The organism is Diaphorobacter aerolatus, assembly GCF_014489535.1.
Lineage (GTDB): Bacteria > Pseudomonadota > Gammaproteobacteria > Burkholderiales > Burkholderiaceae_C > Diaphorobacter_A > Diaphorobacter_A aerolatus.
In genome coordinates this window covers 2,267,744-2,280,283 of sequence record NZ_CP060783.1, presented here as the reverse complement: position 1 = coordinate 2,280,283, position 12,540 = coordinate 2,267,744, and the positions used below count along the sequence as shown (strand labels likewise).

The 12,540-nt window shown below is 62.7% G+C and carries 9 protein-coding genes and 2 pseudogenes; 8 read left to right on the top strand and 3 right to left on the bottom strand.

Features of this window, described 5'->3' with window-relative positions; translation table 11 throughout:
- Positions 1 to 14 precede the first annotated feature (14 nt).
- The 5 genes and pseudogenes from H9K75_RS23840 to H9K75_RS10585 all read left to right on the top strand — a co-directional run.
- Positions 15 to 637 (top strand): annotated as a pseudogene (locus tag H9K75_RS23840) (IS3 family transposase); the annotation flags it as partial.
- A gap of 58 nt (positions 638 to 695) precedes the next feature.
- Entirely contained in the window at positions 696 to 1,091 is a 396-nt protein-coding gene (gene tnpA / locus H9K75_RS23835) for an IS66-like element accessory protein TnpA (protein WP_226858640.1), read from the top strand.
- Positions 1,088 to 1,435, top strand: a complete 348-nt coding sequence (gene tnpB, locus H9K75_RS10595) for an IS66 family insertion sequence element accessory protein TnpB (RefSeq protein WP_054258153.1) — start codon at positions 1,088 to 1,090, stop codon at positions 1,433 to 1,435. The genes tnpA and tnpB overlap by 4 nt, the downstream gene beginning before the upstream one ends.
- Positions 1,436 to 1,495: 60 nt before the next feature.
- Positions 1,496 to 3,067 (top strand): IS66 family transposase, encoded by a 1,572-nt coding sequence (tnpC, locus tag H9K75_RS10590; RefSeq protein ID WP_187725739.1) that lies wholly within the window; start codon positions 1,496 to 1,498, stop codon positions 3,065 to 3,067.
- Positions 3,064 to 3,585 carry a hypothetical protein gene (locus tag H9K75_RS10585; protein WP_187725738.1) on the top strand — a complete coding sequence of 174 codons (522 nt, stop codon included), beginning with the start codon at positions 3,064 to 3,066 and terminating at the stop codon, positions 3,583 to 3,585. The genes tnpC and H9K75_RS10585 overlap by 4 nt, the downstream gene beginning before the upstream one ends.
- Before the next feature lie 295 nt (positions 3,586 to 3,880).
- Here H9K75_RS10585 and H9K75_RS10580 read toward each other — a convergent pair.
- Positions 3,881 to 5,814 (bottom strand): annotated as a pseudogene (locus H9K75_RS10580) (FTR1 family protein).
- A 132-nt stretch (positions 5,815 to 5,946) separates the two neighbouring features.
- Entirely contained in the window at positions 5,947 to 6,381 is a 435-nt protein-coding gene (gene cadR, locus H9K75_RS10575; RefSeq protein WP_103018181.1) for a Cd(II)/Pb(II)-responsive transcriptional regulator, read from the bottom strand.
- A gap of 86 nt (positions 6,382 to 6,467) precedes the next feature.
- Here cadR and H9K75_RS10570 point away from each other — a divergent pair, with 86 nt between their 5' ends.
- The 3 genes from H9K75_RS10570 to H9K75_RS25500 all read left to right on the top strand — a co-directional run bounded on the left by H9K75_RS10570 (position 6,468) and on the right by H9K75_RS25500 (position 10,330).
- Positions 6,468 to 8,867: a heavy metal translocating P-type ATPase gene (locus H9K75_RS10570; RefSeq protein WP_187725737.1), complete on the top strand. Its 2,400-nt coding sequence runs from the start codon at positions 6,468 to 6,470 to the stop codon at positions 8,865 to 8,867.
- Entirely contained in the window at positions 8,864 to 9,958 is a 1,095-nt protein-coding gene (gene lspA, locus H9K75_RS10565) for a signal peptidase II (protein ID WP_187725736.1), read from the top strand. The genes H9K75_RS10570 and lspA overlap by 4 nt, the downstream gene beginning before the upstream one ends.
- 102 nt (positions 9,959 to 10,060) lie before the next feature.
- Positions 10,061 to 10,330, top strand: coding sequence for a transposase (locus H9K75_RS25500; RefSeq protein WP_226858715.1), 270 nt, complete (start codon positions 10,061 to 10,063; stop codon positions 10,328 to 10,330).
- 24 nt (positions 10,331 to 10,354) lie between these two features.
- Here the strand turns inward: H9K75_RS25500 and mobH are convergent, their stop codons facing one another.
- Positions 10,355 to 12,238 carry a MobH family relaxase gene (gene mobH, locus H9K75_RS10555; protein WP_187725735.1) on the bottom strand — a complete coding sequence of 628 codons (1,884 nt, stop codon included), beginning with the start codon at positions 12,236 to 12,238 and terminating at the stop codon, positions 10,355 to 10,357.
- Positions 12,239 to 12,540 lie beyond the last annotated feature (302 nt).

Here is a 12,540-nt window from a genome sequence, read left to right as displayed (position 1 = left end):
GTATGGAGCATGAGATGAATGAAGTGAAAAGCAGAGGGAAGTACACCCTGGAGTTCAAGCAGGAGGCCGTCAGGCAGGTGAAGGGTGGACGGGCAGCGTCGGTGGTGGCCAAGACGCTGAGGATGCCCAAGGCCAGTCTGACGAACTGGGTCAGGGCCGATGCCAAAGGCCAGTTGGGGATGTCCGCAGAAGGTAAACCCGTGGCGATGGTGACCCCCGAGCAGGGGGAGATCGCTCGGCTGCGAGCGGAACTGGCACGGGTAAAGATGGAGCGCGACATCGCAAAAAAAGCCGCGGCGTACTTTGCACAGGACGTGTTGCAAGGTACGCCTGGATCAGGTCGATGAAGAGACGTTGGCCGATCACGCTGATGTGCGAGGTTCTGGAGGTCAGCCCCAGCGGGTACTTCAGCTGGCAAGCATCTGGGCGCGGGCCTGGACAAGGCCCCAGGCGCAGTCTTGGCGATGAGGCAGTGCTGGCGCACATCCGGGCCATCCACGCGCAGTTGCGTGGCGAATACGGCTGGCCGCGCATGCGCAAGGAACTGCTGTCGCGAGGCCATCGGGTGGGCAAGGAGCGGGTTCGGCAGTTGATGCAGCGCCACGGTATCCGGGCCAAGGGGCGCAGGAAGTTCGTAAGCGTGGCCTCAAGGCCCTTGTTGCCGGGCCGAGGGGAGCAGGTCAGCATGCGTCCATATGCAAGACAGTGGACATACCCCTGAGTGGAGCGGCCCGAAGGTTGAGCGCACCCTTCGCAACGGCAAGCACATCTATTTCTCAACCTTCAAGGCTTGGCTGGTCGAACAGGCCAGCAGACCGGGCGCATCGGTCGCGGGTCTGGCGCTGCGCAACGGCGTCAATGCCAATCTGCTGCGTCACTGGATGAAGCTGGGTCATTGGCAATCGGGCACCCCGACGCTGTTACCCGTGACTGTGCTCGCACAGCAGCCCTGTGCCGATGTGGTGGCGACCACCCTTGCCCAACCGTCCACGGGGACGGTGGAGATCGAACTGTGTGGCGCCGTCATCCGCCTGAGTGGTCAGGTCGATGCCGCGCAACTGACGACGGTGCTGGCCGCGCTGCGCGCATGATCGGCCTGCCAGCGAACACGAGGGTGTGGATCGTGGCCGGACACACCGACATGCGCAAGGGCTTCGATGGTCTGGCCGCGATGGTGCAGACCGCGCTGAGCGAGAACCCGTTCAGTGGCCACGTCTTCGTCTTCCGCGGCCGGCGCGGCGACATCCTCAAGGTGCTGTGGTTCGATGGCCAGGGCCTGCTGTTGCTCAGCAAGCGACTCGAACGCGGGCGCTTCGTCTGGCCCCAAGCCTCGGGCGGTGGCGTATCGCTGACACCGGCACAGTTGTCGATGCTGCTCGAAGGCATCGATTGGCGCATGCCAGCGCGCACGCATCGGCCGGAGCTGGCCGCGTAGAGCTGGCGTTGCGGGTCATTCCCGATGGAGCCGGACTGGGGGTGAGGCACACTCCAGGCCGTGTCGACGCCCACCCCATCACCTGCGAGCTACGAAGAATTGCTGCGCCTCATCAAGGCGCGCGATAGCGAGGTGGCACTGCTCAAGCTGATGGTCGACAAGCTCAAGTTGCAACTGCTGCGCCGGGTTCGTTCCGAATTCGGCACCTCCAGTGAACAGTGGGCGGCACAGATACCTTTGATCGATGGCGACCAAGCCGCATTGAGCATGCGTGCCAAGGGTGTCCCGGTGCCGGCCCCCGCCAATGACGCGCAGATCGACCGCCGTCTGCCGGCGCATCTGCCGCGCGACGTCCAGGAACACCTGCCCCAGCTCAGCAACAGCCATCACGACGGTACGGGCCAACCCTGCGGCTGCACGGCCTGCGGTGCCCGGTTGCGCAAGATCGGGCAAGACGTCTCCGAGCAGCTGGAGTACGTGCCGGCGCACTTCAAGGTGATCCGGCATGTGCGGCCCAAGCTGGTTTGCGTGGGCTGCCAGACGATCTTCCAGGCCAGCGCACCGGGCCGCCCGATTGCGCGTGGTGTGGCCGGCGCCGGCCTGCTGGCCCATGTGCTGGTCTCCAAGTATTGCGACCACTTGCCCTTGTACCGCCAAAGCGGCATCTACGCCCGCAGCGGCGTTGAGCTGGACCGCTCCACGCTGGCCGGCTGGGTCGATCAGGCCGATCAGTTGCTGGACCCGCTGGTGGCGGCGCTGGGGCGCTACACCTTGGCGGCGGCCAAGATCCACGCCGACGACACCCCCGTCCCGGTGCTGCAGCCCGGGCGGGGCAAGACCAAGACCGGACGCTTGTGGGTGTACGTCAGAGACGACCGCCCGATCGGCTCCAGCGAGCCTCCTGCAGCCTGGTACCAGTACACGCCGGACCGCAAGGGTGAACACCCACAGCGGCACCTGCGGCAATACCGGGGCATCCTGCAGGCAGACGCCTATGGCGGCTGGGGCAAGCTCTACGGATCAGGCCAGATCACCGAGGCCGCTTGCTGGGCGCACGCGCGCCGACCTTGGTGGGATCTGTACCTCAGCAGCGGCAAAGACGAGACTTCCATCGCCGCACAGGCGCTCGGACGCATCGCCGAGCTGTATGCGATCGAACGCGACATTCGGGGACAAGCTCCCGATGTTCGGCAGGCCCAACGCCAGGCGCGGGCTGGCCCGCTGCTGCAGGAGATGCACGCCTGGCTGAGCCAACTGCTGGGGCGGGTGTCGGCCAAATCGGAATTGGCACAGGCCATCGGCTACAGCCTTGCGCGCTGGCAGGCCCTGACGCGCTATTGCGATGACGGCCGTATCGAGATGGACAACAACGCCGCCGAGCGGGCGCTGCGTGGGGTGGCCTTGGGGCGGGGCAACTACCTGTTCATGGGCTCGGACGCGGGCGGCGAGCGCGCGGCCGCAATCTACAGCCTGGTGCAGACCGCCAAGCTCAATGGGCTGGACCCCGAGGCCTACCTGCGTGAGGTGCTCGGCCGCATTGCCCAGCACCCCATCAACCGCATCGATGAGCTGTTGCCCTGGAACCTGATGCACACAGGGGTCAGCCCAACACAGCAGCGCCGGGCAGCATGAGTGCACCCGGCATCGACCCTCGGGTGCTGGACGCCCTGCAGAGCGCCAGCAGCCTGGAGCTGTTCCAGCTGAGCACGCTGATCGAGCGGCTGCTGGCCGATCCGCGGCGCATCATTGCCGTGCGCAAGGACATGCACCTGGGCCAGACGGTGCGCTTTGTGGACTGGCGCGATGGCAGCCTGCGTGAAGGCAAGGTCGTGGCCATGCGCGAGGCCCAGGTCACCTTGCAGGACTTGCGAGAGCGCAAGGAGTGGAAGCTGCCCTACGCCGCAATCGAACCGCCTCCGCCCGATCCTGCGGCACCTCCTCAAGCGGTGGAGCCAGAGCCGCCCGCCCCAACGCGACCGACACGCAACGACTTCCGCTGTGGCGAAAAGGTGGCCTTTGAGGACAAGTACCTGCAGACCGTGGTGGGCATCATCGTGCGCATCAACAGCCGCACCGCCACCATCGACCCCGGCGATGGCTCCCATTGGCGCGTCGGCTTCGCCCTGCTGCGCCACGTCCTGGACGTTTGACTATCCGCTGTCATCCTCGTCAAGAGGGTGTTGAGGCGACGCTTACGGAAGTTCGTGGTGACCACGGACAGCAAACATCGCCTGGACGCCCTTGCCCGCCAACTTCGCATGCCAACAACTGCGGCTGCCTGAAAACGGAATTGTTCAGGGCGGACTAGGTAATGGGTCACGCTGTTTGGCGTGCCAGCTGGCACGCGACGGAATTGCATCATGGGAAGTGGACGTCAACGCGGAGAGCATCCTTGGGGTAATCAGTGCGATGGTTTCGAGCCCAACGATTCAGGAGCACCGAACATCACGCCGCCTGCGACCGGCGAGCAGTCTGGGCATTCAGCGCAAAACCGACCAATGCAATGATGAGGATCACGGCTTGCGCTAAGGTGGTCTCTGCCGACGGATAAATCCCAAGCACTTCGATGCGTGGCCAATGGATCGGGCTGGCGCTCAGCCAACCGGCTTCTTGAAGACCCGCAACTCCCTTGCCCGCAAGCACTACAGCGAGGACAGCCACCAGAATCGAGCTGAGGCTGAAGAACTTGCCAATCGGCATGCGGGCGCTGGTGCGCAGCATGAGCCATGCGAGGATGGCGAGGGCGGCCATCCCGCTCAGCAGTCCACCGAGCAATGCACCGTTGTTGCCGTCACCGGCCAAGGCCGAGTAGAAGAGCACCGTCTCGAAAACCTCGCGGTAGACGGCGATGAACGACAGCGCGAATAATGCCCATGCCGAGCGGCGCGTCATGGCTGCGGAGAGTTTTTCCTTCAGATATGCCTGCCATTTGCCGGCGGTGCTCTTCTGGTGCATCCAGAGGCCGACACTCAACAGAACAATGGCCGCAAAGAGCGACGACACCCCTTCGGTCACCTCCCGGCTGGCACCGCTGATGCTAACGAAGTAGGTTGCCACGGCCCAAGTCAAGCCGCCGCAGGCGAGCGCCACGATCCAACCGCCGTGGACGTAGGCCAGAACATCGCGCCGTTCGGCCTTCTTCAGGAAAGCGAGCATGCCGACGACGATCAACAGCGCTTCCACGCCTTCGCGCAGCAAGATGGTGATCGAGGCAATGAAGGTGGTCAGCGGCTCGGCTTTATTCGCCCCAATTCGGTATCGACTTGGGCAAAAAGGTAGTCCAGCTTCTGCGCTGTAGCGTCCGCTTGCTCCAGCTTGCCGCTGGCAAGTGCGCCGCGGTAGGCCAGCATGGAATTTTCCACTTCGGTGAGCAGCGCCTGGTTGCGTGCGCGCAATGCCGGCTCCAGTGGCTCAAAGCCATCCAGATAGGCGGACAAAGCCAAGCGCGTCGCGTTGGCCTGGTCGCCTGCGCGCGCTGCGGCAAGGCTCTCCTGAAGCCGTGCGCGGGCCAAGCCCACCCCGCCCGTGCCGTTGGCGGTGATGGTCACTTCTGGATGGCTGCGGACGTAGGCGGTCAGATCGCGTGCCGTGTCTGGCGGCATCCGTTCGGACAAGGCGGCCTCGGTCAATGTGGCAGCGGCCGCCAAGTCGGGAAAGACGGCTTTGGCGGTGGCATCTCGGCCCCAGGATTGTTCACCGCGCGCGCGCATGGCGTCGTCGTGCGACAGCGTTCCGGCGAAAAATGCCAACGCCCACCGATCTTCGTCGGAGAGCGTGGCGAAACTGGGCATCGACGTGCCAGCAACGCCTTGAGAGATGACCTGATAGAGCGCGAGCACGCTGCGCGAGCGTGCCCGGTCGCGATCGGTGAATGCGATCGGCGGTGGGGTCAGCTTTGCGCCGAGCGGGCCATCGCCCCGGCCAGTCGCCCCGTGGCATGCCGCGCAGTTGGCTTCAAAAAGCACCTTGGCGCGCGCGAGATCCGGCGGCGTGGAGGGCGAAAGCGGGAACGGGTACGCCTTGACCAGCGCCGCCGCCAGTGAATGGGCACTGTCGGCCACGGCCTTCGCGTCGGCCTTGGCTGCGATGAGTTCGCTAAGTGCCGTGGCTTGGCGTTTCAGTTCAGGGAGTGCCGGCGTGCTCGGCAGTGCAGCAAGTTGCTGCACTGCCGTCGCAGCAAACTCCTTCATTTCTTCATATTCGCTGGCACTTTGAACCTTGCCATCCCGCACAGCGCCGCCGTAATCGACCGCAAGGTAGTCCAGCAATTGCCAGGTTTGCTTGGCCTTGTCTTGCGTAGCCAAGGGATCAGCATGCGCGCCGGAGACGGCCACGAGCCAAGAGAACAGAACGGCTAAGAGTATGCGCAGGGCTTGCATGGGGCCTTACCGGCGGAGAATTCGCTTATAAATGCGAATGATTATAATTCATTATCTATGCGCGGCACCACAACCGGAAGAGCATCAGGGGCTGGAGGGGGTCTGTCATGGCTTGATCAGCCCACCCATTTGTCACTCGACGGGAGCGATGGCTCCCCGCGCATCACACGCGCATCCCGATAGTCCTTGCAGAATTCCGCACGCTTCGACAGGTCTGGCGCCGGAGCACGCATCGCGCAAGTCGGCCAACTGGTGTTCCAGTTCGCGCAGCGCATCGATCCGTGATTTCACCTCCCGGATGCGCTCATCCAGAAGCAGGTTGACCTCACCGCAATCCTGCGCAGGTCGGTCCCGGTAGCTCAACAAAGTCCGCACGTCGCTCAATGGCATGTCGAGCGAGCGGCAGCGAAGTATGAACTGCAAGCGTTCCACATGCGCCTCTCCGTACAAGCGGAAGTTCCCCTGGCTGCGGCGAGCCTGCGGCAGCAGCCCCTCTCGCTCGTAGTAGCGGATCGTCACCACCGGACAGGCAGCGCGCTTGGCAAGTTCTCCGATCTGGAGGTTCATGGTGCGGATTGGGATAAATGACTTGACTCTATAGTAACTATAGAGTGTTAAATCATCAACCTCAGATTTACACAAGAGGAGTTGCCATGAGTGAATGTGGTTCCAAGGGATGTGGCTGCTCTGCCGTTGCGATGCCCAGCCCGAAACCGAACACGGTCGATGCAGCGTTGCGACAGGTGCGCTACCGCATCGAGAACATGGATTGCCCGACCGAGGAAGCGCTGATTCGCGACAAGCTCGGGAAAGTGCCGGGCGTGGGCGGCCTCGAATTCAATCTGGTGCAGAGAACGCTGGGCATTAGCTATCAGCCCGCCTCGCTCCGCCCCATCGAAGAGGCGCTATCGGCCATCGGCATGCGAGCGGTTCGGATGGACGAGAAGGCAGCGCAGCAAAGTACCGTGTTGTCCATCCAGCAAATGGACTGCCCCACCGAGGAGGCATTGATTCGCGGCAAGCTCGCCGGCGTGCCAGGCGTTGCGAATCTTGAGTTCAACCTCGTCCAGCGAAGCCTGCAAGTCGGGCACACACCCGACGCACTCCCCCATGTGCTTGCGGCCCTGAAATCACTCGGCTTCGATGCCGAGATACGCACGGCCTCAGCCCCTTCGGCGGCCGAGGCACAAGCGCCTGCGCGCACAAACTGGTGGCCGCTTGTGGTGTCAGGCGTAGCCGCAACGCTGGCCGAGGTCGTGTACTGGCTCAACGGCGGCAACCACTGGGCTGTGGTCGCGCTGGCCTTGGTGGCCATCCTCACTGGCGGCCTCACTACGTATAAGAAGGGCTGGATTGCGCTCAGGAACCGCAACCTGAACATGAATGCGTTGATGTCCATTGCGGTCACCGGCGCTATGCTCATAGGCCATTGGCCTGAGGCGGCCATGGTGATGGTGCTGTTTGCACTGGCCGAAGTGATCGAGGCCAAGTCCCTGGATCGGGCTCGCAACGCCATCCGTGGTTTGATGGATCTCGCGCCGGATACAGCATTGGTTCAACAAGCGGACGGCGGTTGGGCTGCGGTGGACGCCAAGGCTGTACCCGTGGGCAGCCGTGTGCGCGTTAAACCTGGTGAGCGCATTGCCCTCGATGGCCTGGTCGTTGAGGGCCGCTCCACCGTCAATCAGGCACCGATCACTGGAGAGAGCCTTCCGGTTGACAAGGCTGAAGGCGATTCCGTGTTCGCAGGCACGATCAATGGGGAGGGTTCGTTCGAATTCCGCGTCACCGCCGCAGCCAGCGCATCGACATTGGCTCGCATCATCCACGCCGTTGAAGCGGCTCAGGGAAGCCGCGCACCGACGCAACGCTTCGTCGATCAGTTTGCGCGGCTGTACACGCCTATCGTATTTGCGGTGGCCCTCGCCGTAGCGCTTGTGCCTCCGCTGGTGTTCGGCGGGCCGTGGCTGGACTGGATCTACAAGGCGCTGGTTCTGCTGGTCATCGCCTGTCCGTGTGCTTTGGTGATCTCCACGCCGGTGAGCATTGTCAGCGGTCTGGCCGCTGCCGCACGGCGCGGCATCCTGATCAAGGGTGGTGTCTATCTGGAAGAGGGACACAAGCTCAAATGGCTGGCCTTGGACAAAACTGGCACCATCACGCACGGCAAGCCAGCGCAGACTGATTTCGCGGCATGGAGCAACGCTGATCCTGATGCGTCCAGATTGCTGGCCGCCAGCCTCGCCGCCCGTTCAGATCACCCGGTGTCCCTAGCGGTGGCACGTGCCGCAGTCAACGATGGATTGACGCCGCGCGATGTAGCCGATTTCGCGGCGCTGCCTGGGCGCGGGGTTCGTGGCCGCATCGACGGGCAGATCTATCACCTAGGCAACCACCGCCTGGTCGAGGAACTGGACATGTGTTCGCCTGCGCTGGAATTGCGGGTGTCCGCGCTTGAAGCCGAAGGCAAGACCGTGGTGGCGCTAATCGGTCAGGATGGGGTGCGGGCTCTGTTCGCAGTGGCTGACACCGTGAAGGACAGCAGCCGCCAAGCCATTGCCGAACTGCACAGCCTGGGGATCAAAGCCATCATGCTGACCGGTGATAACCCGCACACCGCCACCGCCATCGCCAGCCAGGTCGGCATTGACCGCAGCCGGGGCAACCTGCTGCCCGAAGACAAGCTGCGCGAGGTGGAGCAACTGTCGGCAGACGGGAAAACCGGCATGGTGGGTGACGGCATCAACGATGCGCCGGCGCTCGCGCGTGCGGACATCGGCTTTGCAATGGGGGCGGCGGGAACCGATACCGCCATCGAAACCGCCGACGTTGCGCTGATGGATGACGACCTACGCAAGCTGCCAACGTTTGTGCGGCTGTCCCGTGCAACAGCCAGCATCTTGAAGCAGAACATCGCCCTCGCGCTGGGGATCAAGGCGGTGTTCCTGATCCTGACTTTCACCGGGCAAGCCACGATGTGGATGGCGGTGTTTGCCGACATGGGGGCCAGTCTGCTGGTGGTCGGCAACGGGTTGAGGCTGTTGCGCCGATGAGTTGGGAGGCCGTTCTCTACGATTGGGGCGGATTGAATGGCGCCCTGTTTCAGTTCGTCAACGAGGCCACGCCGCCGATTTTGATACCGCTGGCCTGGATCTTCAGCAACGTCCTGGGCAACTACTGGACTGCGCCCCTAGTGATGCTCGGACTGTGGGCATGGTCAAGATCAACGGCAGCAGCCGATCACGCCTTGGCAATTCGGCGGCAGCTTCTTCAATTCGTGATCGGCTTCGGCATCGCGATTGCAATAGCCTCCATCTTGAAATTTTGGCTCGATTTTCCGCGACCGGCAGCGGTATTTGGCCATTTGAATCACGTGCTTGGCACAGTGGAGGAGCACTATAGCCTGCCGAGCGGTCATTCCACTTACGCCGCACTTGTTGCCGGGGCGTTGTGGCCGCTGACAGGTGTACGCCACCGATTGGCGTTAGTTGCTTATGTCGTTCTGGTCGGCTGGTCGCGCATTGCTGCGGGCATGCACTTTCCCGCCGACGTGCTGGCCGGCTGGGGCATCGCCTCCGGCAGCCTTGCGCTTGCTGGTTCGCTGTTGACGATGCTGGCGAGTGCCTGGAGGCTGACGAGGCTGCGGGCAATCGGAATCTGGTACGGCTTGGCTGCCGCAGTGCTATTTGGCGATCAGGTCGCAAAGGCCGCCGTCTCGCTTTTTTTCGGCTATGGCGATCAAGTCGCTGTAACCCCTTTCTTCAATCTCGTCCACTTGAAGAACAACGGCGCCGCATTCAGCCTGCTGGCTGGTGCTGGTAGCTGGGCGCGTTTCGGTTTTGCCGCGCTTGCGCTGGGAGTCTCAATCTGGCTGATCCGCCTATTGCGTCAAGGAGTATCTAAATGGGAAGGCGTGGGTTATAGCCTGATCTTAGGTGGCGCGCTGGGTAACGCAGTTGACCGCCTGTTGCGAGGGGCTGTAGTCGATTTCCTCGATTTCCATTGGCACGGAGCGCATTGGCCCGCTTTCAATTTGGCTGACGTTGCAATATCCCTTGGCGCGATCTGCTTGCTTTCGGCCACCATGCACCAAGGAAAACGGGATGTCGCCGTAAGCGGACAAATTCCTATGAAAACTCCATAGTCGGATACAAGTCAAGGAATATGAGGCGCGTATCGGGTGTGATCGACACATAACTCAGGAGCCAGAAAGACTGATTTGGAGAATGCCGCTGGTGACCTTTCGATGGGATCGCTTGCTGAGCCAACGTCGGAGCCAGCAGTTGGTCTCCATAAGAGGAGGGTGAGTATCCGCTACATTAAGGACTGTCCGCTCCTGCCGATTTCGAAGGGCGCTGACAGCTTTCGCCGCTACGTCTTCGATTCACTGCAGGAGGTGCGTGACATGACGGCCGACTGGCTACAGCGATACAACCACCATCGACCCCATGAAGCCCTCGGCCGAATCCCACCGGTCGAGTACCGTGTCAAACTGTTCCCCAATCTCTACTTCTGAGTGGCTCAGGTATTTGAGGGGACTTCAATGTTGACCCTCATTGCTTTCATGAAGTCCGCTTCCTGTGGTCTCACACAACAGGGATAAGTAGGGATTATTCGGCGGCGTTTCTAAGAAAAGCAGGCTTGAATCTTCCAAAAGGTATCCGTGCAGGTGACGGGACTTTCTAGGCCCGGTGACTTTACAGGTCCAGATATTCAGGCCGTTCGGCTGCTTGCGATGCAGTTGCAGCCTCTCGAAGCGCTTTTGTATCCACTGCCAGTCTTGCTGGCTCTCCTGCTTAGCCTGCGCGCCGACTTGCGGGTGCTCTTGCGCATAGCGCTGGAAGACCCCGGGACTGACCAGGTAGGTCGTGCCGCTCACCGTATGCACGAGCGCTTTTGCGTCGTTGATGATGAGTCGGCGGGACAAGATGCCCTGTTTCAGCCACGCCATGAAGTGCTCCCCGGATGGATGCGCTATCGAGGGCGCTGGCGCAGGCGACGACGGCAGTGACGCGGGCAAGGTTGGTATTTCGGGACGTGCGGCAGGCACCTGCTCTGAGAGCACTGCCGCGTCCTGCCCGATCGCGGGTAAGTCGCCGATACCCACCATCGAAAGCATGTCTTCCATCACGTCCGGCAAGGTTTGGAACTTGGACGAAGGAGCTGAAGATGAACGACCTCCTTCCCCTGGTGGATCTTCTTGGCCTTCCGGGGCGGCCAGCGGGCCGGCCGTCGAAATGGTGGTGAACACGTCAGCCTCTTTGTCCGTGGGCGCCACGTCGATCGCCACCGTGCCGGGGAACGGTGCCGGCCGCTCACGCGGCTCCCAGATCAGCGTGGGCGTTAGACGCAACAAGGTGAACGAGTGGGACCAGCCAGTCGTGCTGGTCACGGTCGCGCGCCAGACCGCCTTGCCGTCGGACGTCGGCTGCAACATGCCGTGATCCTGCAGGACGTTGAACACCGCGGTGTTGTTCGCTGGAATGCCGTCGATGCCCTGAGACAGGAGATGCGCGCGCAGTTTGTCCGAGACCGTCTTGCTCACCAGCCACAAACCATCCTCGGTGAGCCAGCCATCGGAGGCTTCCGGCTGGTTCAGTTTCAACTGTTCCTTGAGCAGGTAGCGCAACCCGTCGAGCAGCTTGCGCTGCAGCGCGTGCTTGGGCGCAGCCATGGCGCGGGCCGGATCGCCGCCCAGTTCCTGGGCCACCGAAGCCCGGTCGGCCTGCACGACAAGTTCGCCCAGCACGCCGGCGTGCTCGTACTGGCCGGCCAGGACGTAGAGCAGCGGTCCCCACAGGTCGGGATAGCCACTGAGCCAGTCCAGGGCATCACGGTCGAGGAGTTGGCGGTAGAGCAAACCGGTCGCGGCGCTGTGAAGCCGATATTCCCGATCGTCGCGGTAGCGGAAGCGGTATGGCTGGTGCAGCGGGCCGTGCCAGGGGTGCCACAGCGAGCCGTCGGCCAGTTCGACGTGCAGATCGACGGCGATCTTGCCGATGTCGTGCAGCAGCGCGGCATAGGCGACCGCGGCAGTCCAGGCTTCAGACTGCGCCGCCTGGTCTTCGGGACTGGCGCCAATCGGCAGCAGATGGGACTGCCGCAGTTTCAAGCTGTAGGCGACGATTTCCAGGCCGTGGTCGAGCATGCCGCCGGCGTAGGCGTGGTGGTGGCTTTCGGAGGCAGGGAACTGTTGAACCAGCTCGGCATAGCGCTCCAGTGGCGCGCGATAGAGGGTGGCGAACTGCTTGCGCGATAGCGACGTGCGCTGCCAGATGTGCTCCAGAAGTTTCCGCCTGCGCGACGTCGTGAGCAGCGATGCGGCCGACTCGGGCCGCAGTAGCCCTTTGGGGAGATCGGCGGCGGGTGTAGGCACCGCAGTGGCCAAGATCACAGGCCGTTTTCGCTGGAACAGGGAGAGCATGCGGATGTCCTGGTGATGGGCCGACCGGGTGGCCTTTTAGCCTTTTTGGGTAGAGCCTTTCCCCTTGCACCCCATTCCCTTCCCCTTTCGGCCCTTTGGCCTTTAGCAGCCTTCGGCCTTTGGGTATAGGGCGATGGGGCATTGATCGTCCACTGCCAATGCGGGTGTGGCGGGGCCGGATTGGTGTGGGAAGGCTCGCTGTTACCGTCCTACGATGGATTGCTTGTTGGATTCGGAAGGACGCCATGAGGCCCTATATTGACATGGTAAGGAATTTTCCTTACCATGCGGGCATTGCGATC